The sequence below is a fragment of the Rahnella victoriana genome (assembly GCF_004330295.1).
In the GTDB taxonomy this organism is placed as follows: Bacteria; Pseudomonadota; Gammaproteobacteria; order Enterobacterales; family Enterobacteriaceae; genus Rahnella; species Rahnella victoriana.
Genome location: NZ_SJOJ01000005.1, coordinates 113,215 through 139,782 on the forward strand (window position 1 = coordinate 113,215; position 26,568 = coordinate 139,782).

Annotated in this window: 5 protein-coding genes; 3 read left to right on the forward strand and 2 right to left on the reverse strand. The window is 59.2% G+C overall.

Features of this window, described 5'->3' with window-relative positions; genetic code table 11:
- The first annotated feature begins 11 nt into the window (after positions 1-11).
- The 3 genes from EYY67_RS06060 to EYY67_RS06070 all read left to right on the forward strand — a co-directional run bounded on the left by EYY67_RS06060 (position 12) and on the right by EYY67_RS06070 (position 23,241).
- Positions 12-19,784 carry an Ig-like domain-containing protein gene (locus EYY67_RS06060; RefSeq protein ID WP_131693066.1) on the forward strand — a complete coding sequence of 6,591 codons (19,773 nt, stop codon included), beginning with the start codon at positions 12-14 and terminating at the stop codon, positions 19,782-19,784.
- Between the two features lie 107 nt (positions 19,785-19,891).
- Positions 19,892-22,066 (forward strand): type I secretion system permease/ATPase, encoded by a 2,175-nt coding sequence (locus tag EYY67_RS06065; RefSeq protein ID WP_229921189.1) that lies wholly within the window; start codon positions 19,892-19,894, stop codon positions 22,064-22,066.
- Complete coding sequence (locus EYY67_RS06070; RefSeq protein WP_119824869.1) at positions 22,066-23,241, forward strand: HlyD family type I secretion periplasmic adaptor subunit; 1,176 nt, start codon at positions 22,066-22,068, stop codon at positions 23,239-23,241. Before EYY67_RS06065 ends, EYY67_RS06070 begins: the two co-directional genes overlap by 1 nt.
- A gap of 57 nt (positions 23,242-23,298) precedes the next feature.
- Here EYY67_RS06070 and EYY67_RS06075 read toward each other — a convergent pair whose 3' ends face one another.
- Entirely contained in the window at positions 23,299-24,609 is a 1,311-nt protein-coding gene (locus EYY67_RS06075; protein WP_131693067.1) for a Fic family protein, read from the reverse strand.
- 154 nt (positions 24,610-24,763) lie between these two features.
- Positions 24,764-26,410, reverse strand: coding sequence for a class I fumarate hydratase FumA (gene fumA / locus EYY67_RS06080; RefSeq protein ID WP_131693068.1), 1,647 nt, complete (start codon positions 26,408-26,410; stop codon positions 24,764-24,766).
- Between the last annotated feature and the right edge of the window lie 158 nt (positions 26,411-26,568).

Below are 26,568 nucleotides of genomic sequence, written 5' to 3' on the forward strand. Positions count from 1 at the left end.
AGGAAGATAGCATGCGCAAAACCATGGATATTATTTCTCGTAAAACATCGTTGAAAAATGAATTCACTGCACAGGGAAATACGGCTGTTGCCATGAATGAATCCGGCATTGTGGTTATTCATGACTCGGTGAAAAATGTCGCCAGTTATGAACGCAGCGGCAATGACCTGATTATTCATATGCAGGATGGCTCTGTCATTCGCTGTGTAGGATATTTCGAGAATATTGGTGAGAAAGACGAAAATAAACTGGTCTTTCAGGATGGCAAGCAGGAGCTGACGGAAGTCACCTTCACGGACGCTGCCGTTGCTCATGACGCACCTGTGTTTGCCCTCCATGCGGTTGAAACCCCGCTGGCTGGCATCGAATCGCTGTTGCTCAGCACCACGGAAGTCACGGTGGAATGGCCGTACCTGCTGGGCGGCGCGCTGGGCGTGGGCGCAGTGGGTGCACTGCTGGCGCACGGCGGAGGTTCGGACGAAAAAACGAAAGTCATTGATAACACCAAAGCGGTTGAAGTGGCGCAGCCAACGTTCCTGGTGACCGATACGCAGGGCGACAGTCAGGGCATTCTGGCCAATCAGGCGGTCACAGACGACACCCGTCCGACCTTTACCGGCACCGGTTATCCGGGCGCGGATATCGCCATCGTCGATGCCAGCGGCAATATCATTGCCACCGCCCTGGTCGACAGCAACGGACAATGGACCGCCCAGCTGGCGCCGCAGGCGGCCGGTTCGCATACCTACATTGTGGTGCAGGAAAGCAACGGTTCCACCACCAGCGCGGGTTCCATCACCCTGACCGTGGTCACCGCCAAAGCCTCGCTGAGCATTGATACGATGGCGGGCGATAACGTCCTGAATGCCGCCGAAGCCGGCAGCGATGTCGCGATTTCCGGTAAAAGTGACAATCTGGCCGCAGGCACCACGGTGACGGTCTCTCTCAATGGCACAAGCTGGCAAACCACCGTGGGCGCTGATGGCACCTGGGCGGTGAAGGTTCCGGCGGCAGACGCGCAGGCACTGGCCGATGGCGTGTATACCGTACAGGTCAGCGGCGTGGATCGCGCGGGCAACACCATTACCTCCAGTTCTTCTTTGGCGGTTGATACGCACGCTCCGTCGCTGACCATCGCCACTCTGGCGGGCGATGACATGCTTAATGCGGCCGAAGCGGGCAAAGACCTGACGCTCAGCGGCACCTCGGATGCCGGTGCCGGACGAGTCGTCACCCTGAACCTGAACGGCCAGACTTACACCGCGACAGTCGGTGCGGACGGCAACTGGTCGGCGACCGTTCCTGCGGCACAGGCAGGCGCGCTGGCGGACGGCAATGTCACGATCAGCGCATCCGTCAGCGATGCAGCGGGCAACAGCACCTCCACCACGCATGATTTGCGTGTCGACACTACCGTTCCGGTCGTCACCATCGATACCATCGCCGGTGACAATATCCTCAACAGCGCGGAACAAACCCAGGCGCAAATCGTCAGCGGCACCAGTACCGGCGGGGAAGCGGGCGACACGGTCACCCTGCTGGTTAACGGACAGACGTACACCACGACACTCACCGCCGATGGTTCATGGAGCATCGGTTTACCGGCGTCCGTGTTCAGTTCCGTGGCGGATGGCAGCTACACTGTCAGCGTCAGCATTACCGACAAAGCCGGAAACACCGGCTCGCAGTCAACGACAGTGCTGGTCTCTTCAGAAGTGCCGGAACTGGCCATCAACACCGTGGCAACCGACGACATCATCAATGCCCTTGAGAAAGGCAACGCGCTGGAAATCAGCGGGACCAGCAACAGTGCCGATGGCACGCCGGTATCGCTGACGCTGAACGGCGTGACTTACAGCGGCACCGTCAGCGGCGGCCACTGGTCTGTCACCGTCCCTGCCAGCGATGTTTCAAAACTCGGCGAAGCGACCTATACCCTATCCGCCAGCAGCACAGATGCCGAAGGCAACAGCGGTGCGGCCACGCATAACGTGGTGGTTGACTCCGTTCTGCCGACCGTCAGCATTGCAGTGACGGCTGGCGACAACATCATTAACGCTACCGAAATTGACACCGACCAGACCCTCAGCGGTAAAGTGGCCAACGCCGCCGCCGGGGATGTGGTCACTGTCACGGTGGGCGGCAATATCTACACCACTGCGGTTCAGGATGACCTGAGCTGGAGCGTCAGCGTACCGTCAGCCGACCTGAAAGGGTTCGGCGATGGCGACCTGACGATTTCCGCCAGCGTGACTAATCAGCATGGCAACACCGGCAGCGCCGATCGTGACATCGCGATCGACGCCGGTCTGCCGGGGCTGCGTCTCGATACGGTCGCGGGCGACGATATTGTCAACAGCATCGAGATCCAGCAGAACCAGATCATCAGCGGCACCAGCACCGATATCGCGGCAGGCAGCAGCGTGACGGTTACCGTTAATGGTGTGGATTATCAGGCAACGGTTGGGGCGAACGGCACATGGTCTGCGGCGGTTCCGGCAGCGGACGTGGCGAACTGGCCAGCGGGTCAGCTTGCGATTAGCGTGACCGGCTCTGATACCTCGGGTAACTCTGTCACCATTTCCAATAACGTGACCGTGGATCTGAGCAGCGTGGCGATCTCTGTCGACACCATCGCAGCGGACGACATGATTAACGCTGCCGAAAAAGCGGCGGATCTGACGCTGACCGGTACCACGCAGAACGTGGAAGCGGGTCAGACGGTCACCGTCAACTTTGCAGGTCATAACTACACCACAACTGTTCAGGCCAATGGCGGCTGGAGCGTCACCGTTCCGGCAGGCGATATGACCAGCCTGAAAGACGGCGACGTCACCGCAACCGCCAGCGTCACCAACGTGGCGGGTAACAGCGCGAGCGCGGCGAATACGGCGGAAATCGATGCGTCGGCACCGGCTATCACCATCAACACCATCGCCGGTGACAACGTTCTGAACAGCGCGGAAGCGGGCGCAGACGTGGTCCTGAGCGGCACATCGACGGCGGAAGCCGGTCAGGTTGTGACCGTGACGGTAAACGGCAACGATTACACCGCCACGGTCGGCACCGACGGCACCTGGAGCACGTCTGTTCCGGCAGCAGACGCGGCGGCGCTGGCTGACGGCACCTATTCTGTCATTGCAACTGTCCAGGATGTGGCCGGTAACAGCAGCAGCGCGACCGGCTCTGTGCTGGTCGACGTGACTGCGCCAACGTTAAGCATCAACACCGTTTCCACTGACGACGTGATCAACGCGCAGGAACTTCAGCAGAATCTGATGATCACCGGTTCGAGCACCGGCGTGCCAGCGGGCGGATTAGTCACCGTCGACATCGACGGCCACAGCTACACCGCCGCAGTGGATGCGAACGGCAACTGGAGCGTTGGCGTTCCGGCAGACGTGGTCAGCACGCTGACAGACGGTTCCTACACCGTCAGCGCAAGCGTCAAAGATGCCGCAGGCAATGACGGTTCGGTGACGCACGACGTCACGGTTGATACCGTTTCTCCGGTGCTGACTATTAATACTGTCGCAGCCGATGACGTGATCAACGCCATCGAAAAAGGCGAAGCCCTGACCGTCAGTGGCACCAGTGACGGCGCGGACGGCAGCACCGTGACGCTGAACTTCAACGGGACAAACTACACCGCCACTGTCAGCAACGGCGCGTGGACGCTGGACGTTCCGGCAACCGACGTAGCGAAACTTGGCGAGGCGGATTATACCCTGACCGCCAGCAGCACCGACGCGGCGGGTAACACCGGTAACACCTCGCATGTTGTTCTGGTTGACAGTGCGCTGCCAACCGTCAGCATCAGCCCGGTGGCGACCGACAATGTCATCAATTCGACTGAAATCAATGCCGATCAGCTGATTGGTGGCAAAGTCACCAATGCGGCAGCCGGTGACGTTGTCACCATTACGCTGGGCGGAAACACCTATACGGCTACGGTTCAGGATGACCTGAGCTGGGGCGTCAGCGTACCGTCTGCGGATCTGAAAGGCTTCGGCGACGGTGATTTAACCGTCTCAGCCAGCGTGACTAATCAGCACGGCAACAGCGGCAACGCCGATCGTGACATCGCGATCGACGCCGGTCTGCCGGGGCTGCGTCTCGATACCGTGGCGGGCGACGATGTTGTCAACAGCATCGAGATCCAGCAGAACCAGATCATCAGCGGCACCAGCACCGATATCGCGGCAGGCAGTTCCGTCACCGTGACGGTTAACGGTGTGGATTATCAGGCCACCGTGGGCGCGAACGGCGCGTGGTCAGCAGCGGTTCCGGCAGCGGACGTGGCGAACTGGCCTGCGGGTCAGCTTACGATTAGCGTGACCGGCTCTGATACCTCCGGTAACAGCGTGACTATCTCTAATAACGTCACCGTAGATCTGAGCAGCGTGGCGATCTCTGTCGACACCATTGCGGTGGACGACATGATCAATGCGGCTGAAAAAGCGGCGGATCTGACGCTGACGGGTTCGACACAAAACGTCGAAGCCGGTCAGACCGTGACCGTGAATTTCGCGGGTCACACCTACACCACAACCGTGCAATCCGGCGGTAGCTGGAGCGTCACCGTTCCGGCAGGCGATATGACCAGCCTGAAAGATGGCGACGTGACCGCAACGGCCAGCGTCACCAACGTCGCAGGCAACAGCGCAACAGCGGCGAATACGGCGGAAGTGGATGCGTCGGCACCAACGCTGACCATCAACACCATCGCCGGTGATAACGTGCTGAATCTGGCGGAAGCGGGCGCAGACGTGGTCCTGAGCGGCACATCTACTGCCGAAGCGGGCCAGGTTGTGACCGTTACCGTAAACGGCAACGATTATACCGCCACGGTCGGCACCGACGGCACCTGGAGCACGTCCGTTCCGGCAGCAGACGCGCAGGCACTGACTGACGGCACCTATTCCGTAACTGCCACGGTCAAGGATGTGGCGGGCAACAGCAGCAGCGCGACCGGTTCATTACTGGTCGACGTCACCGCACCAACGTTAAGCATCAATACCGTTTCCACTGACGACGTGATCAACGCGCAGGAACTCCAGCAGAACCTGATGATCTCCGGCGGTTCAACCGGCGTTCCGGCGGGCGGATTAGTCACCGTCGAGATCGACGGTCACAGCTACACCGCAGCGGTTGACGCGAACGGTAACTGGAGTGTTGGCGTTCCGGCAGACGTGGTCAGCACGCTGACCGATGGCGGCTACACCGTGACGGCTTCTGTCAAAGACGCCGCAGGCAACGACGGTTCGGTGACGCACGACGTCACGGTGGATACCGTGTCGCCGGTTCTGACTATTAATACTGTCGCAGCCGACGACGTGATCAACGCCATCGAAAAAGGCGAAGCCCTGACCGTCAGCGGCACCAGCGATGGTACCGACGGCAGCACCGTGACGCTGAACTTCAACGGCCAAAACTACACCGCCACTGTCAGCAACGGCGCATGGACGCTGGACGTTCCGGCAACCGACGTAGCGAAACTTGGCGAGGCGGATTACACCCTGACCGCCAGCAGCACCGACGCGGCGGGCAACACCGGCAATACCTCGCACACTGTTCTGGTCGACAGTGCGCTGCCAACCGTCAGCATCAGCCCGGTGGCGACCGACAATGTCATCAACGCGACTGAAATCAATGCGGATCAGCTGATTGGCGGTACCGTGACCAACGCGGCAGCCGGTGACGTTGTCACCATTACGCTCGGCGGCAACACCTATACAGCCACAGTTCAGGACGACCTGAGCTGGGGCGTCAGCGTACCTTCTGCGGATCTGAAAGGCTTCGGCGACGGCGACCTGACGATTTCCGCCAGCGTGACTAATCAGCATGGCAACACTGGCAGCGCCGATCGTGATATCGCGATCGACGCCGGTCTGCCGGGTCTGCGTATCGATACGGTGGCGGGCGACGATATCGTCAACAGCATCGAGATCCAGCAGAACCAGATCATCAGCGGCACCAGTACCGATATCGCTGAAGGCAACAGCGTGACTGTCACCGTTAATGGCGTCGATTATCAGGCGACAGTTGGGGCGAACGGCGCATGGTCAGCAGCGGTTCCGGCAGCGGACGTGGCGAACTGGCCAGCGGGTCAGCTTGCGATTAGCGTGACCGGCTCCGATACCTCGGGTAACTCTGTCACCATTTCCAATAACGTCACCGTAGATCTGAGCAGCGTGGCGATCTCTGTCGACACCATCGCAGCGGACGACATGATTAACGCGGCCGAAAAAGCGGCGGATCTGACGCTGACCGGTACCACGCAGAATGTGGAAGCGGGTCAGACAGTGACCGTAAACTTTGCGGGTCACAGCTACACCACAACCGTGCAATCCGGCGGTAGCTGGAGCGTCACCGTTCCGGCAGGCGATATGACTGCGCTGAAAGACGGCGACGTGACCGCGACGGCCAGCGTCACCAACGTCGCAGGCAACAGCGCAACAGCGGCGAATACGGCGGAAGTGGATGCGTCGGCACCGGCTATCACCATCAACACCATCGCCGGTGACAACGTGCTGAACAGTGCGGAAGCGGGCGCGGACGTAGTCCTGAGCGGCACCTCGACGGCGGAAGCGGGTCAGGTTGTGACCGTGACGGTAAACGGCAACGATTACACCGCAACGGTCGGCACCGACGGCACCTGGAGCACGTCTGTTCCGGCAGCAGACGCGGCGGCACTGACTGACGGCACGTATTCTGTCATTGCAACTGTCCAGGATGTGGCCGGTAACAGCAGCAGCGCGACCGGCTCTGTGCTGGTTGATGTCACCGCACCAACGTTAAGCATCAACACCCTTGCAGCAGACGACGTGATCAACGCGCAGGAACTTCAGCAGAACCTGATGATCACCGGTTCGAGCACCGGCGTGCCAGCGGGCGGATTAGTCACCGTCGACATCGACGGCCACAGCTACACCGCAGCGGTTGACGCGAACGGCAACTGGAGCGTCGGCGTTCCGGCAGACGTGGTCAGCACGCTGACTGACGGTTCGTACACTGTGACAGCTTCTGTCAAAGATGCCGCAGGCAACGACGGTTCGGTGACGCACGACGTCACGGTAGACACCGTTTCTCCGGTGCTGAGCATCAACACCGTGGCCGCCGACGATGTGATCAACGCCATCGAAAAAGGCGAAGCGCTGACCGTCAGCGGCACCAGTGACGGCGCGGACGGCAGCACTGTCACCCTGAACTTCAACGGGACAAACTACACCGCCACTGTCAGCACCGGCGCATGGACGCTGGACGTTCCGGCAACCGACGTAGCGAAACTTGGCGAGGCGGATTACACCCTGACCGCCAGCAGCACCGACGCGGCGGGCAACACCGGTAGCGCCTCGCACAGCGTTCTGGTCGACAGTGCGTTGCCAACCGTCAGCATCAGCCCGGTGGCGAGCGACAACGTCATCAACGCGACTGAAATCAATGCCGATCAGCTGATTGGCGGCACCGTGACCAACGCGGCAGCCGGTGACGTTGTCACCATTACGCTGGGCGGCAATACCTATACGGCCACGGTTCAGGATGACCTGAGCTGGAGCGTCAGCGTGCCTTCTGCGGATCTGCAAGGGTTCGGCGACGGTGATTTAACCGTCTCTGCCAGCGTAACCAACCAGCACGGCAACACCGGCAGCGCCGATCGTGACATCGCGATCGACGCCGGTCTGCCGGGTCTGCGTATCGACACGGTGGCGGGCGACGATATCGTCAACAGCATCGAGATCCAGCAGAACCAGATCATCAGCGGCACCAGCACCGATATCGCGGCAGGCAGCAGCGTGACGGTTACCGTTAACGGCGTGGATTATCAGGCCACCGTGGGCGCGAACGGCGCATGGTCAGCAGCGATCCCGTCAGCGGACGTGGCGAACTGGCCTGCGGGTCAGCTTACGATTAGCGTGACCGGCTCGGATACCTCCGGTAACAGCGTAACCATCTCGAACAACGTCACCGTGGATCTGAGCAGCGTGGCGATCTCTGTCGACACCATCGCAGCGGACGACATGATTAACGCGGCCGAAAAAGCGGCGGACCTGACGCTGACGGGTTCCACCCAAAACGTCGAAGCGGGTCAGATGGTCACCGTGAACTTTGCAGGGCACACGTACACCACAACTGTTCAGGCCAATGGCGGCTGGAGCGTCACCGTTCCGGCAGGCGATATGACCAGCCTGAAAGACGGCGACGTCACCGCGACGGCCAGCGTCACCAACGTGGCAGGCAACAGCGCGAGCGCGGCGAATACGGCGGAAGTGGATGCGTCGGCACCGACTATCACCATCAACACCATCGCCGGTGACAACGTGCTGAACAGTGCGGAAGCGGGCGCGGACGTAGTCCTGAGCGGCACCTCGACGGCGGAAGCGGGTCAGGTTGTGACCGTGACCGTAAACGGCAACGATTACACCGCAACGGTGGGCACGGACGGCAGCTGGAGCACTGCGGTTCCGGCAGCAGACGCGCAGGCACTGACTGACGGCACCTATTCCGTCAGCGCAACTGTAAAAGATGTGGCGGGCAACAGCAGCAGTGCGACCGGTTCATTACTGGTTGACGTCACCGCACCAACGTTAAGCATCAATGCCGTTTCCACTGACGACGTGATCAATGCTCAGGAACTCCAGCAGAACCTGATGATCACCGGTTCGAGCACCGGCGTGCCAGCGGGCGGATTAGTCACCGTCGAGATCGACGGCCACAGCTACACCGCAGCGGTCGACGCGAACGGTAACTGGAGTGTTGGCGTTCCGGCGAACGTGGTCAGCACCCTGACCGACGGTTCCTACACCGTCAGCGCAAGCGTCAAAGATGCCGCAGGCAACGACGGTTCAATTACACACGACGTCACGGTGGATACCGTTGCGCCGGTTCTGACTATCAATACCGTTGCAGCCGACGATGTGATTAACGCTATCGAGAAAGGCGAAGCCCTGACCGTCAGCGGCACCAGCAACGGCGCGGACGGCAGCGTGATTACGCTGAATCTCAACGGCCAGAACTACGCTGCGACCGTCAGCAACGGCGCGTGGACGCTGAACGTTCCGGCTTCCGATGTGGCGAAACTCGGCGAAGCGGATTACACCCTGACCGCCAGCAGCACCGACGCGGCAGGTAACACCGGCAGCGCAACGCACGATGTTCTGGTCGACAGTTCTCTGCCGTCCGTCAGCATCAGCCCGGTCGCCACCGACAACATCGTTAACGCCACTGAAATCAATGCCGATCAGACCATCAGCGGCAAAGTCACCAACGCCGCAGCGGGCGATACCGTCACCCTTACGCTGGGCGGCAAAACCTATACGGCTGAAGTACAAAGTGACCTGAGCTGGAGCGTCAGCGTGCCTTCTGCGGATCTGAAAGGGTTCGGCGACGGCGATCTGACCATCAGTGCATCCGTGACCAATCAGCACGGCAACACCGGCAGCGCCGATCGTGAGATCAACATCGACGCCGGTCTGCCGGGTCTGCGCATTGATACGGTGGCGGGCGATGATGTGATCAACAGCATCGAGATCCAGCAGAACCAGATCGTCAGCGGCACCAGCACCGATATCGCAGCGGGAAGTTCAGTCACCGTGACCATCAACGGCGTCGATTATCAGGCGACAGTTGGGGCGAACGGCGCATGGTCAGCAGCGGTTCCGGCAGCGGACGTGGCGAACTGGCCAGCGGGTCAGCTTGCGATTAGCGTGACCGGCTCCGATACCTCGGGTAACTCTGTCACCATTTCCAATAACGTGACCGTGGATCTGAGCAGCGTGGCGATCTCTGTCGACACCATCGCAACGGACGACATGATTAACGCTGCCGAAAAAGCGGCAGACCTGACGCTGACCGGTACCACGCAGAATGTGGAAGCCGGTCAGACGGTGACCGTGAACTTTGCAGGTCACACCTACACCACAACCGTGCAATCCGGCGGTAGCTGGAGCGTCACCGTTCCGGCAGGCGATATGACTGCGCTGAAAGACGGCGACGTGACCGCGACGGCCAGCGTCACCAACGTGGCAGGCAACAGCGCAACAGCGGCGAATACGGCGGAAGTGGACGCTTCTGCGCCGACAGTAACCATTCAAACTATCAGCGCCAGCGATGTGCTTAACGCCATTAATACGGGTACTGAGGTCACACTCAGCGGCACCAGCACCGCGCAGGCGGGTCAGACCGTCACCATCACGCTGGGCAGCGAAACCTACACGGCAACCGTGGCGGCCGATGGCACCTGGACAACCGGCGTACCGGACAGCGTGTTCTCCGGTCTGGGCGACGGGTCTTACACTCTCACCGCCAGTGTCAGCGATATCGCGGGCAATCCGGCGACAGCCACCGGTACCGCGCAGGTGGATCTGACCGCACCGGTCGTCACGATCAATACCGTGGCGGGCGATGACGTGATCAACAGTACTGAGCACGGGCAGGCGCAGGTCATCAGCGGCACCGTGACCGGTGTCGATGCAGGCTCTGTGGTCACGGTGACCATCAATAATGTCGATTATCGCGCGGTCAGCGATGGCTCCGGTAACTGGAGCGTCGGGGTTCCGGCGAATGTGGTCAGCGGCCTGAACGACGGCAGTTACACCCTCACCGCGAAGGTCACGGACACGGCCGGAAATACCGGTTCCGCGAACCGCGATGTGACGGTGGAAACCACTGCGCCGGTCTTTGTCATCAATGATATGGCGGGTGGGGATAACATTCTTAACGCCGCCGAGGCGCAGACCACGCTGACTGTCACCGGTACGGTGACGGGGCTGGCAGATGGCGCGACGGTTATCGTGACGCTTAACGGCCTGAACTATCAGGGCACCGTCAGCGGTGGCGTATGGAGTGCGGATATTCCGGCCAGCGATCTGGCGAATCTGGGGCAGGCGCTGTATCAGGTCAGCGTCAGCGGTACCGACGTTTACGGCAACAACGGGTCTTCCGCTAAAACGCTGCAAACGTCCTCCGACAGCCCGGCAGTGACCATTAATACGGTCGCCGGTGATGACATCATCAACGCCACTGAAATCACACAAGATCAGGTGATCAGCGGCACCGTCACCCATGCGGAAGCGGGTCAGACCGTCACCGTGACGGTGGGCGGTAAAACCTACACCGCAGAAGTACAAAACGATCTCTCATGGAGCCTGACCGTTCCGGCCGCCGATCTGGTTGCCATGGGCGACGGTAGCCTGAACATTGCCGCCAGCGTAACCAACACCAGCGGCAACAGCGGTTCCGGTGAGCGCGATATCACGATTGATGCGGCGATCCCGGGGCTGCGTATCGACACCATTGCCGGTGACGATATCGTTAACAGCATCGAAATTAATCAGAACCAGATTGTCAGCGGTACCAGCACCGGTCTGGCAGCGGGCAGCAGCGTCACCGTGACCATTAACGGCGTCGATTATGCGGCGACCGTCGGCGCAGGCGGCAAGTGGTCTGCGGCAGTTCCTGCGGCTGACGTGGCGAACTGGCCTGCCGGTGAGCTGACGGTGTCTGTGAGCGGCACCAGTTCCGCCGGTAACAGCGTGACGATCAGTCATGACATCACGGTCGATCTGAGCAGTGTCAGCATTGCCATCGACACGGTGTCCACGGACAACATGCTGAATGCGGCGGAGAAGGCGGCAGATCTTACCCTGAGCGGCACCACGCAAAACGTCGAAGCGGGCCAGACGGTGACGGTGATCTTTGCCGGTCACAGCTACACCGCGCAGGTGCAAACCGGCGGCGCATGGAGCCTGACGGTTCCGGCTGCCGACATGAGCAACCTGAAAGACGGCGACGCAGAAATTCGTGTTTCGGTCACCAATACTGCCGGTAACAGCGCCAGTGCGGCACAGGATGTGACGGTGGATACCGTTGCGCCAACCATTACCCTCAACACCGTTGCCGGTGACAATGTGCTGAATCTGGCCGAAGCCAGCGCGGATGTGATCATCAGCGGCACCACCACGGCAGAACCTGGCCAGATTGTGAAGGTCGGGAATTACGAGGCGATAGTGGCGGATGACGGCACCTGGAGCGTGACGGTTCCGGCCGCAGATGCGGGCGCACTCTCAGACGGCACCTTTACCATTACCGCATCCGTCAGCGATGTGGCGGGTAACAGTGCGTCGGTCAGTAATGATTTGCTGGTGGATGTGACGCCGCCAACGCTGACCATCAACACCCTTGCAGCAGACGACGTGATCAACGCGCAGGAACTTCAGCAGAACCTGATGATCACCGGTTCGAGCACCGGCGTGCCAGCGGGCGGATTAGTCACCGTCGAAATCGACGGCCACAGCTACACCGCAGCAGTGGATGCGAACGGCAACTGGAGCGTCGGCGTTCCGTCTGACGTGGTCAGCACGCTGACCGATGGCGGCTACACTGTGACAGCTTCTGTCAAAGACGCCGCAGGCAACGACGGTTCGGTTACGCACGACGTCACGGTTGATACCGTGTCGCCGGTTTTGACTATTAATACTGTCGCAGCCGACGATGTGATCAACGCCATCGAAAAAGGCGAAACCCTGACCGTCAGCGGCACCAGCGACGGCACGGACGGCAGCACTGTCACCCTGAACTTCAACGGCACAAACTACACCGCCACTGTCAGCAACGGCGCATGGACGCTTGACGTTCCGGCAACCGATGTGGCGAAACTGGGTGAAGCGGATTACACCCTGACTGCCAGCAGCACCGACGCAGCGGGCAACACCGGTAGCACCTCGCACAGCGTTCTGGTTGACAGTGCGTTGCCTTCCGTAACTATCAGCCCGGTGGCGACCGACAACGTCATCAATTCGACTGAAATCAATGCCGATCAGCTGATTGGCGGCAAAGTCACCAACGCGGCAGCCGGTGACGTTGTCACCATTACGCTGGGCGGAAACACCTATACGGCTACGGTTCAGGATGACCTGAGCTGGAGCGTCAGCGTACCTTCTGCGGATCTGAAAGGCTTCGGCGATGGCGACCTGACGATTTCCGCCAGCGTAACCAATCAGCACGGCAACACTGGCAGTGCCGATCGTGATATCGCGATCGACGCCGGTCTGCCGGGTCTGCGTATTGATACGGTGGCGGGCGACGATATCGTCAACAGCATCGAGATCCAGCAGAACCAGATCATCAGCGGCACCAGCACCGATATCGCGGCAGGCAGCAGCGTGACGGTTACCGTTAACGGCGTGGATTATCAGGCCACCGTGGGCGCGAACGGCGCATGGTCAGCAGCGGTTCCGGCAGCGGACGTGGCGAACTGGCCTGCGGGCGCACTGAATATCAGTGTGACCGGCTCGGATACCTCGGGTAACTCTGTCACCATTTCCAATAACGTCACCGTGGATCTGAGCAGCGTGGCGATCTCTGTCGACACCATCGCAGCGGACGACATGATTAACGCGGCTGAAAAAGCGGCGGATCTGACGCTGAGCGGTTCGACACAAAATGTCGAAGCCGGTCAGACGGTGACCGTGAACTTTGCAGGTCATACCTACACCACAACTGTTCAGGCTAATGGTAGCTGGAGCGTCACCGTTCCGGCAGGCGATATGACCAGCCTGAAAGACGGCGACGTCACCGCAACGGCCAGCGTCACCAATGTGGCAGGCAACAGCGCGAGTGCGGCGAATACGGCGGAAGTGGACGCGTCGGCACCAACGCTGACCATCAACACCATCGCCGGTGACAACGTGCTGAACAGTGCGGAAGCGGGCGCAGACGTGGTCCTGAGCGGTACGTCGACGGCCGAAGCCGGTCAGGTGGTGACCGTGACGGTAAACGGCAACGATTACACCGCCACGGTGGGTACCGACGGCACCTGGAGCACGTCTGTTCCGGCAGCAGACGCGGCGGCACTGACTGACGGCACCTATTCTGTCACTGCCACGGTCAAGGATGTGGCGGGCAACAGCAGCAGCGTGACCGGCTCTGTGCTGGTGGATATCACTGCGCCGGTGGTCAGCGTGAATACGGTGGCGGGCGACGATGTGATCAACGCAGCGGAACATTCGCAGGCGCAGGTCATCACCGGTGGCAGCACCGGCACTCAGCCGGGCAATCTGGTGACGCTGGTGATTGGCGGAGTCAGCTATTCCACAGTAGTGGATGCCAGCGGTAACTGGAGCGTCGGCGTTCCGGCGGACGTGATTAAGGGACTGGCCTCCGGCGAGAACACGATTTCTGTCAGCATCACCGACAGCGCGGGTAACACCGGCAGCAGCGATCATCTGATCACCGTGAATACCGATGCGGTCAGCCTGAGCATCGACACGATTGCGCAGGACGACATCATCAATGCGGCGGAAAAAGGCACCAGCCTGACGATTTCCGGCGGCAGCGACATGCTGGCGACCGGCACCGAAGTGACGGTGGTACTGAACGGGAAAAGTTACACCGCAGACGTGAACGCGAACGGAGACTGGACGCTGAGCGTACCGGCAACCGATCTGGCGGCTATCGCGGACGGCAATTACACCGTGACCGCCAGCGCGAATGATGCGGCAGGCAATCCGGCCAGTGCGACGCATAACGTGGTAGTGGATGCCACCGCGCCTGCACTGCTGATCAATCCGGTAACGGCCAGCGGCATGCTGAATGCGGCCGAACTGGGGCAACCGCTGACGCTGAGCGGGACCTCTACCGCACAGGCCGGTCAGACGGTCAGCGTTACGCTGAACAATGAAACCTACAGCACCACCGTGAATGCCAACGGCACCTGGACGGTGAATCTCCCGGCAGAGGACGTGGCAGCCCTGACGGACGGCACGCTGACGGTCACCGCCAGCACCACCGACGTGGCGGGCAATCCGGTCTCTGCAAACACTTCGGTGATTGTCGATACCGTTGCGCCAACGCTGACCATTAACACCATTGCCGGTGATGACATCATCAACACCACCGAGCAGCAGGCGGGTCAGACCATCAGCGGCACCACGTCGGCGGAAGCGGGACAGATTGTCACCGTGACCTTTAACAATCGCGAATACCACGCCACCGTCACTACCGGCGGCACGTGGAGCTTGAATGTGCCTGCGGCGGATTTCAACGGCGCGGCAGACGGCAGTTATACCGTCACTGCATCCGTGAAAGATGTGGCGGGTAATCCGGCGGCGACAGATTCTTCTGTCAGCCTCAGCGGTGCCGTACCTGAAATCACCATCAACACCTTCGCGCAGGACGATGTGGTCAGCGCGGCGGAACACAGTGGTCCGCTGGCCATTACCGGTACCTCAACCGCAGCGGCCGGTTCGACGGTGACCGTCACCCTTAACGGCGTGACCTACACCACGCAGGTCGGAAGCGATCAGAACTGGACGCTGAACCTCAGCGCCAACGCGGTTTCTGCGCTGGCGGATGGTGAGAATTACAGCATCACTGCCTCGGTCACCAACAGCATCGGCAACAGCGGTTCGGCCAGCCACGACATTGCGGTCGACACCACCGCGCCATCAATGACCATCACCATTGATTCGGTCAGCGATGACACCGGTCGCAGCACCAGCGATTTCGTGACCAGCGATAACACCCTCACCCTGAACGGCGCGCTTTCTGCGGCTCTGGGTAACAATGAGTCCGCGCAAATCAGCCTGGATGGCGGGGTGACCTGGAACACGCTTACCGTGACCGGAACCACCTGGAACTACGCGCAGGGAAGCGCGCTGGCGGATGGCAGTTACACCTATAACGTGCGGGTGATTGACGCGGCGGGCAACGTCGGGTCAACGGCGTCGCAGACGGTGGTGATTGACACCGTGGCACCGGACGCCAGCCAGACCATCAGTATCGACGCGGTTTCGCAGGATACCGGACTGAGCAGCAGCGACTTTATCACCAGCGACACCACCCTCAACCTGCGCGGCACGCTCGGCGCGGCACCGGGGGCGGATGAGTATGTACAAATCAGCCTCGACGGTGGCACGACCTGGAATGACGTCAGCATCAGCGGCCTGACCTGGACCTACATCGACGGCCGCACGCTGACCGACGGGGATTACAACTACCAGATGCGGGTGGTGGATCTGGCCGGTAATGTCGGCGCGACCGCCAGTCAGGTGGTCACGATTGATACTACCGCACCGGACAGCAGCAAAACGGTCAGCGTTGACGCCATCAGCAGCGATACCGGTCTGAGCAGCACCGACTTTGTGACCAGCGACACCTCGCTGACGGTCACCGGTTCGCTCGGCGCCACGCTGGCGGCCGATGAAGTGGTGCAGGTGAGTACCGACGGTGGCCTGACGTGGGCGAACGCGACCACCATCGGCACCGGCTGGACATTCACCGATGGCCGCACGCTGACGGACGGCGATTACACCTACAACGTCCGCGTGGTGGATACCGCCGGTAACGTCGGTAACGTGACCTCGAAAGTGGTCACCGTCGACACCGTTGCACCGGACGCCAGCAAAACCGTGACCATTGACAGCATCGCCACCGATACCGGTTCTTCTGCCAGCGACTTTGTCACCAGCGATACCTCGCTGACCGTCACCGGTTCGATTGGCGCGGAACTGAGTCCGGGCGAAGTGGTGCAGATCAGCGTGGATAACGGCGCGACCTGGACCACGGTGACGCTTCAGGGCAGCACCTGGACCTACGTTGACGGCCGCACGCTGACCGACGGCCAGACGCTGTATCAGGTCCGCGTGGTGGATCAGGCGGGTAACGTCGGGCAGACCGCGCAGCAGGTGGTCACCATTGACACCACCGCGCCGACGCAAATCATCACCATTGACGCTGTCAGCAATGACACCGGCGATTCCGCCAGTGACTTCATCACCAGCGACAACACGCTGACGATGACCGGTTCACTGAGCGCGGCACTCGCCACCGACGAAAGGGCGCAAATCAGCCTCGACGGCGGTAAAACCTGGACTGACGTGGTGGTAAACGGTGTGGGCTGGAGCTATGACGCAACCGGCACCGTGCTGGCGGATGGCAATTACAACGTGCAGGTTCGGGTCATCGATCAGGCGGGCAATGTCGGCACGATCGGCAGCCAGACCGTGGTCATCGACACGCTGAACCCTGAGGCGGTAGCGACCATCGTGCAGTATTCCGATGACGAAGGTGACCGCACCGGGGCGTTCGGTTCCGGTACCAGTACCGATGAAACCGCACCGACGCTGAGCGGCACGCTGAGCAAGGCGATGGCCGACGGTGAAGTGCTGAAAATCTACCGTAACGGCGTGTTTGTCGGCGTCGCGACGGTGGTCGGGCTGGCCTGGACCTTCTCGGATTCCGCGCTGGCAGACGGCACTTACGTTTACGTCGCGACATCGCAGGATCTGGCGGGGAATACCACGTCATCCACTGATTTCACGCTGAAGGTGGACACCTCGATCCCGACCACGATGGCGACCGTAACGGGAGAATCCACGCAGGACACGACGCCGGTCATCAGCGGGACGTTGTCCGAAGCGCTGGGCGAAGGCATGTATGTGCAGGTGGTGGTAAACGGCGTGACCTACACGTCGGAAACCGGCGGCGCCGTGGTGGTCGATCCGCTCAACAACACCTGGTATTTGCAGGTGCCGGGCGCGCTCGGGCTGGCAAGCTACGACGTCACCGCCCAGGTGAGAAGCAGTGCAGGCAACGGTAACGATGCCGGCATCAGCACCAGCGCGATTATCGTGTATGCCGAAACCGCGGTGGACACCAGCTGGGCGAGCACGGCGGGTGCCACATCGACCAATGCCATGGCCTTCAGCCTGAACAGCGGCGGTTTGTGGAATATTGTCACCGGTATTTCCGATTACAGCAGTTCTGATCTGAACAGTTATGCCGGTACCACGCTGACCAACTCACGCGGCAACATCGTGGTGAGTTACACGCTGGCGGATACCGACCGTAACGGCACGTCAGATATCTATGCCACGGAAACCAACTACGGCGGCAGTATTCAGGGCAAATGGACGGCGAACGCAGACGGTACCTATACCTACGGCCAGCAGGCCATCGGCACCACCATCTGGTACGGCGGCGTGATTGCTTACGATAAAACCGGTGACGGCTGGGTGGATCTGGCGTACGGCGATGCCGGGGGCGACTCGCGCAGCTATCTGGTGAATAACAACGGTGTGTTGTCAGCCGATGGTTCTGCGGGTGCCGCCGGGCTTGCAGGGGTCACGTACCGCGAAATCTCGGGCATCGATATTAACAACGACGGCACGGTAGACATCGTTCAGCACACTAACCGTAACGGCGCGTATGCCCTGACGGTAGTGAGTAACAACGGTACGGGCACGCTGTCGGAGACCCAGAATATTGCCAACGTCTTTGTAGTGAACTCAGCAGACTCAACGACGGCCGCGTCCATGACCTGGGCGGACTTCAACGGTGACGGGTATATGGATCTGTATATCTCCACCGGACGTAATACCACCACCTCCACCAACTATGGCGGGGTGATTTATTACAACGACGGCAACGGGAATTTACTTACCACGACCACACAAGTTGAGGCATCCACCACCAGCTCAGCGGCGGGCGGCTATCTGTCAGCTGCCGTGGACTGGGACGGTGACGGCGACATGGACATCATCAAGTTCAGCACCTACAGCGCCAGCCAGAAGGCCACGTTGTATCTGAACGACGGCACCGGCAAAGGCTGGAGCAGCAGTGCGCTGGCGTCATCACTGGTCAACGTGACCGGGATTGCGACCCTCGATTACGACTGGAACGGGACGCAGGATCTGCTGGTGTCACAGGCCAACGGCAAAGTGGTGTACGTCGCCAACAACAGCACCATTGCGGACGGCACAGCCATTCACCTGCGCATTCTCGACGGCGAAGGGATGAACGTGTTCTACGGCAACACCGTGCAGCTTTATAACGCGGCCGGTGAACTGGTGGCCTCGCAGATCATCAACGCCCAGTCGGGTATCGGGATCAACGATGCCTCGGCGCTGGTGAATTTCTACGGGCTGGATCCGAATGAAACCTACTCGGCGGTGCTGGTGCGCAACATCAACGGTGTGTCGTCCAATGCGACCTGGACGGATCTCACCGCTGGCGACGGTACCAGCAGCTACTCGTTAACCGCAGATGCGGCAACCGGCGGTAACAGCGGCACGATCACCGGTACCGGTTACAACGACACGTTTGTCGCGGAAAGCGGCACTTATGTCTACAACGGTTCCGGCGGCTGGAGCACCTCGTCCGACCATGCGACATGGAGCGCCACCGGCGGTCAGGACATTGTCGATTACCGCAACGCCACCAGCGGCATCACGGTGGATCTGAGCAGCAGTAACGCACAGAACACCGGGTTCAACACGTCAACCTTCAAGGATATCGAAGGCATTGCCGGGTCGGACTACGACGATGTCATCACCGGCAGCGCGGGCGATAACCTGTTCGAAGGGCGCGGCGGGAACGATACCTTCAACTTAGCCAGCGGCGGGCACGACACGCTGTTGTACAAGTTGCTGGACAGTTCTGACGCCACCGGCGGTAACGGGTCCGACACCATTAACGGCTTCACGGTCGGGACATGGGAAGGCACAGCGAACTCGGATCGTCTGGATCTGAGCGATCTGTTGCAGTCGGGCGGGTATACCGGCACCGGCTCGGCAAGCTACGTCAACGGCGTGGCGACCCTGGACGCCTCGGCGGGCAATATCACCGATTACCTGTCGGTGACCACAGAAGGCAACAACACCGTCATCAAGGTTGATATGGATGGCAGTGGTTCAGCACAGTCGATGACCACCATCGCCACGCTGACCAACGTGCATACCGATCTGGCGACGTTGCTGGCGAACCATCAGCTGATTGTCGGTTAATCAGTAGCGGGGGCGGAACAGGGGAAATGCTCTGTTCCGCTTCTCCGGATGGCCTGTTCATGTTCCGGAATGAGCGTGAAGGAAGAATGAATTAGGGAAGAATGAAGATGAAAAAAGAGACCATGTTAGATAAAGGCTACACCGCCTGGCTGAAAGCCATGCTCGATATCGCCAAGCACTATCGTCTGGACTATTCAGAAGAACACGTCAAAGCCACCATCGCGTGGGAGATGGGTTCTCCGGCCGACGTGGTGCTCGATGAAATGGCCAAAAAACTCGGGCTGGGGCGCGTGACGCGTGATTTCCACCCGCGTGATTTGGATCCGGTTTCCGTGCCGTTTGTCATTACGCTCGATAACGGGCGACTGGGCGTGGTGACGCATATGGACGCCAGCGGCCAGTGCGCCGTGCAGTTCACGGAAGATCAGGGTCTGGAAACCACCTTAACGGCTGAACAACTTGCTGAGCGGGCGCAAAGCACCACCTTGCTGCGGCCGCTGCACACCATTCCTGATGCGCGTGTTGATAACTACATCAAACCGTACAAGAAAAACTGGTTCTGGGATCTGGCGCTGAAAGACTGGCGTCGTTACAGCGACATCATGCTGGCCTCCATGATTGCCAACGTGCTGGCGCTGGCGGGCATGCTGTTTTCCATGCAGGTGTATGACCGCGTAGTGCCGTCGCAATCCATCCCGACGCTGTGGGTGTTATTTGGCGGCGTGATGCTGGCGATTATTTTTGAATTCGTGATGCGCATGGTTCGTGTGCATATTTCCGATGTGGTGGGGAAACGCGCCGATCTGCGCATTTCTGACCGCGTATTTGGCCGCGCGCTGCGCATTAAAAACAGCGCCCGCTCCAAATCCACCGGATCCTTTATTTCGCAAATCCGCGAGCTGGAATCCGTGCGGGAACTGATCACCTCGACCACCATCAGCGTGATGGCCGATCTGCCGTTCTTCCTGCTGTTTACGGTCATTCTGTGGATGATCGGCGGGCCGCTGGTGTTTGTGGTGTTGCTGGCGCTGCCTTTGCTGCTGATCCCCGGTTTACTGATCCAGAAACCGCTGGCGAAGCTGGCGAACGAAGGGATGCGTGAGTCGGCGGTGCGTAACGCCTCGCTGGTCGAAGCGGTGGAATCCCTCGAAGACATCAAACTGATGCGCGCCGAACAGCGTTTCCAGAACCAGTGGAATCACTGCAACGAAGTGTCGGCGGATATCAGTATGCGTCAGCGTTTTCTGACCAGCATGCTGATGACCTGGACGCAGGAAGTGCAGTCCATTGTCTATGCGGTGGTGTTGCTGGTCGGTTGCTATCTGGTGATGAGCGGCGACATGACCACCGGTGCGCTGGTGGGGACGACCATTCTGGCCTCCCGTACCATTGCGCCGCTGGCCCAGATTTCCGGTGTGCTCTCCCGCTGGCAGCAGGCGAAAGTCGCCCGCAAAGGGCTGGATGAACTGATGCAGCGCCCGATTGATCAGGAAGATGGCCGGAAGATGGTGCACAAGCCGCAGATCACCGGCGAATACGCGCTCAATGACGCGGTATTTTACTACGACGAAGAAGCCAAAATGGTCAATCTGGCCATTGCGCGTCTGAACATCAAACCGGGCGAGAAGATTGCCATTCTGGGTAAAAACGGTGCCGGTAAATCCACCCTGTTGCAGGTGCTGGCGGGCATGCAGCAGGTGCAGCAAGGTCAGGTGGTGCTCGACAACGTCAACATTAAACAGATTGATCCGGCGGATCTGCGCCGCGACGTGGCGCTGCACAATCAGCACGCGAACCTGTTCTTTGGCTCGGTGCGCGACAACATCACCATGGGGCGTCCGCAGGCCACTGACGAGGAAATCCATCAGGCGCTGGTGATCAGCGGGGCGCTGACCTTTGTGCAGCAAAAAGAGGACGGCCTGAACTTCCTGATCCACGAAGGCGGTGTCGGGCTTTCCGGCGGCCAGCGTCAGGCGCTGTTGCTGGCGCGCAATATCATCCTCCAGCCGCAGGTGCTGCTGCTTGATGAACCGACCGCGTGGCTGGATGAGATTTCCGAATGGAATCTGATTACCCAACTCACCACATGGGCAAAAGACAAAACGCTGGTGATCGCCACGCACCGTCTGGCGCTGTTGCAACTGGTGGATCGCATCATCGTGATGGATAACGGCCGTATTTCCCTCGACGGCAACAAAGACGAGATCCTGAATAAGCATTTCAGGCAAAAAGGACAGACCGCCGCAGCCAACACACCGCCGGTGAAACAGGAGGCTTCATGATGAACGGACGCAAAACCTTTCAGCGTCAGCGGGCGGAAAAAGCCCTGCCGCGCTCGACCATTCTGGTGTGGGCATTGTCACTGATGCTGCTGTGCTTCTTCCTGTGGGCGAACTTCTACACGCTTGATGAAGTCACCACCGGCACCGGCAAAGTGATCCCCTCGTCGCACGAGCAGATTGTGCAGTCGCTGGAAGGCGGCATTGTGCATTCGATTGATGTGCAGGAAGGCGAAGTGGTGGAGCGCGGACAACGTCTGGCGCAGCTGGATCGCACCAAAACCGAATCCGGGGTGCAGGAAAGCGTGGCGCGCTTACATGCGGCGCTGGCGACGGCGGCGCGTTTAACGGCGCAAATCAACAACACGCCGCTGACCTTCCCGGCAGAACTGGATGATGAGCCGGAACTGGTGAAGTCGGAAACCGAGCTGTATAACTCCAGCCGCACCAGTCTGGAAAAACAGTTATCCGGACTGAAGCAGGGCGTTACGCTGATCCGCCGCGAGCTGGCGATGACCACGCCGCTGGTGAAACAGGGCGCGGCCAGCGACGTGGAAGTGCTGCGTCTGCAACGTCAGATCAACGAAATGGAAAGCAAAGCCACCGATCTGGAAACCCAGTACAACGTGCGTGCCGGTGAAGAGCTGGCGAAAGCCAACGCCGAAATCGAAGCCCAGCGTTCGGTCATTTTAGGGCGTAAAGACTCGCTGAACCGTCTGGAATTCTTCTCGCCGGTGAAAGGGATTGTGAAAAGCATCGACGTGAACACGGTGGGCGGGGTGATCCCGCCTAACGGCAAGCTGATGACGCTGGTGCCGATTGATGATCAGATGCTGGTGGAAGCACAAATCTCGCCACGCGATGTGGCCTTTATTCATCCGGGTCAGAAAGCGAAGGTGAAAATCACTGCCTACGACTATTCGATTTACGGCAGTTTTGACGGCGAAGTGACCACCATTTCCCCTGATACCCTTCAGGATGAAGTGCGGCGTGATGTGTACTATTACCGCGTGAATATCAAAACGCACGCCAATTATCTGGAAAATAAGCACCACGAGAAGTTCTATATCTTCCCCGGCATGATTGCCACGGTGGATATTAAAACCGGCAATAAAAGTATTCTCGATTACCTGCTCAAACCGCTGAACAAAATGAACGAGGCGCTGAGAGAGCGTTAATCAACCCGTCATCCGCCGTACCGCAGATGAAAGTCTGCGGTACGGTTATGGGGTATTTCAGCGAAACGACCTGAAGCTATTCGCCAGACTGTACGCGGTCTTCTGGCCGTTGGTTTGATATTCCCCGGCAAGCGTTTCCCGCACCAGTGCCCGCAGATCCGTTCTTGCAGTGTTATCTGACACGCCCAGAATGTCGCTGATCTGTGCGGCCGAGAATTCAGTATCAGGCCAGGCTTGCATAATATTGAACAAGGCAAACTGACGGCGTGTCAGCCGGTGGAATGCACCCGATTCGAACAATATTTTCTCTGCCACGGCCCTGCGTTTTAACATCGTCTCGATATGTTCCAGATAATGATTTAATGCGCGTTTCACGATCTGCATCTGAAATTCGATAAAAAAGGTCAGATCCATGCCGTCGGATTCGGTGTACTGATAACTCTGCGCGTATTTTACCGGGGCGGCATAAAGCAGGCTGCTGATGGAAATATACTGAAAAGCGTCGTATCCGGACTTTCTCAGCGACCAGTAAAATAATGCGCGGCTGGTGCGTCCGTTGCCATCCCTGAAAGGATGCTCATGCGCCACCATAAAATGCAAAATGCAGGCACGGATCAGCGGATGGATATAACCGCCATTTTTCCCGTTGGCCCAGTCGCAAATAGCCTGCAAACGTGGGGTAATCTCCGCGGCGGGTGGCGGCTGATGGACGACATTGCCGTCATAGTCTGCGATAACCACATCGTCGGTGGTGCGGAAATCGCCGGGAACATATCTGGCATCATCAATACCTCCCATTCCCGTCACATGAAATTGACGGATAAGGCTGATACTCAGCGGCTCGTCAAGATGTGCGGCGATCTCCTTCATCAGGCGGGCATTCCCGGCAATCATGTGCTCACTTTCCGTGCAGGGTTTGCGACCTGATTCAAGCATTTTCCACGCCACCAATGTGGTGGTATTGGCCCCTTCGAGTTGCGAACTGGTGATGGGTTCTTCGTACTGCAAATGCACCAGTGCTGCGCCGATATCGGAAAGCCGTTTCTGCTGCTGGCTCAGCGCCAGTGTGGTCGCCAACTTGTCTGCCTGTTCGCAGACTTCCGTCATCAGCGCCGTCTGGTTGAAGCCCGCCTGCTGATTTTTAGTGTTGGCATAGCCGATAAACTGCATGGCGGAATGACGCGTCCGCCGGGTAAAACTCCAGGCCGTGACCGGATCCAGTCCTTTGGCAACGCGATACTGATACTTATGCCATGGCAAATAGCGACCCTGTTCATCGACCAGTCTGGCGCAGAATTGATATTGAACATAGTGTTCGCCATGAAGGCTCTCCAGCGGAACCAGCACGGGAGGAAATTTTATAGCCATAGGGAAACTATCTCAAAAATTAACGATATTGAGATAGTCTACGCGCATCTGACCGGGCGTCAAACAGACAGAAAGGTGCAGTGTGGGAAGGGTGATATTGATTCCAAAAAAAAGCCCGCCATTGCTGGCGGGCCTTTGTGTTAATCAGGCTTTCTTACTTCACGCATTTCGCGCAGGTACTGGCATGGATTTGCTGGAAGAAATCGTTGCCTTTGTCATCCACCAGGATGAAGGCCGGGAAGTCTTCCACTTCAATTTTCCAGATGGCTTCCATCCCCAGTTCAGGGTATTCCACACATTCCAGACTCTTGATGCTTTGCTGCGCCAGCACCGCTGCCGGGCCGCCGATGCTGCCGAGATAGAAACCGCCGTGTTTGTGACACGCGTCGGTCACTTGCTGGCTGCGGTTGCCTTTTGCCAGCATGATCATGCTGCCGCCGTGGGATTGCAGCAGATCCACGTAGGAATCCATGCGGCCAGCGGTGGTCGGGCCGAGGGAACCGGATGCGTAACCTTCAGGGGTTTTCGCCGGGCCTGCGTAGTAAATCGGATGATCTTTGATGTACTGCGGCAAGCCTTCGCCGTTATCCAGACGCTCTTTCAGTTTGGCGTGCGCAATGTCACGACCGACGATGATCGTACCGCTCAGCGACAGGCGGGTAGACACCGGATATTCAGAAAGCTGAGCCAGGATTTCTTTCATCGGACGGTTCAGGTCAACCTTCACCACACCGGCTTCGCCCTGCTGACGCAATGCTTCAGGGATGTACTTGCCCGGATTCTCTTCCAGTTTTTCGATCCAGATGCCGTCGCGGTTGATTTTGGCTTTGATGTTACGGTCTGCGGAGCAGGAAACGCCCATCCCGACCGGACAGGACGCGCCGTGACGCGGCAGACGCACCACGCGGATGTCGTGAGCAAAGTATTTGCCGCCGAACTGCGCGCCCAGACCGAGGTTGTTGGCTTCCACCAGCAGTTCCTGTTCCAGATTCACATCACGGAATGCCTGACCGTGTTCGTTACCTTCGGTTGGCAGGCCGTCGTAGTAATGGGTGGAGGCCAGTTTCACGGTTTTCAGCGTCGCTTCCGCCGACGTACCGCCAATCACGAACGCGATATGGTACGGCGGACAGGCTGCTGTACCCAGCGTGCGCATTTTCTCAACCAGATAATCTTTCAGCTTAGCCGGCGTGATCAGGGCTTTGGTTTCCTGATACAGATAGGTTTTGTTGGCGGAGCCGCCGCCTTTAGCGATGCACAGGAATTTGTACTCGTCGCCATCGACGCTGTAGAGATCGATTTGCGCAGGCAGGTTGGTGCCGGTGTTCACTTCTTTGTACATATCCAGCGCGGCGTTCTGGGAATAGCGCAGGTTATCTTCGATGAAGGTGTTGTAGACGCCCTGAGACAGGCTGGCTTCGTCGCCGCCGCCGGTCCAGACGCGCTGGCCTTTTTTACCCATGATGATCGCGGTGCCGGTGTCCTGACAGGTCGGCAGGATCCCTTTGGCGGCGATTTCAGAGTTACGCAGGAATTGCAGCGCGACGTATTTGTCGTTTTCGCTGGATTCCGGATCATGAAGAATTGACGCCACCTGTTGCTGATGCGCCGGGCGCAGCATGAAGGAGGCATCGTGGAACGCCTGTTGTGCCAGCAGGGTCAGCGCCTGAGGTTCAACCTTTAACACCTCTTCGCCGTCGAAATGGCTGACAGAAACATGGTCTTTGGTCAGCAGATAGTATTCGGTGTCATCTTTGGAAACGGGGAAGGGATTTTGATAATAGAACGGTTTGTTCGACATTGTTTTCTCACTTTTTCCGTTTTTGCCGCCACGGGTGGGACTGTTGACTCGGTAGAGCAGAGGTGTTCGGGGCGACGTTTATATTCGATCTGTATGTTGCCAGCCAAATACACAGGCTGGCAACGGGGTTTATATGTTTTCTTTCAGTAAATGCTCTG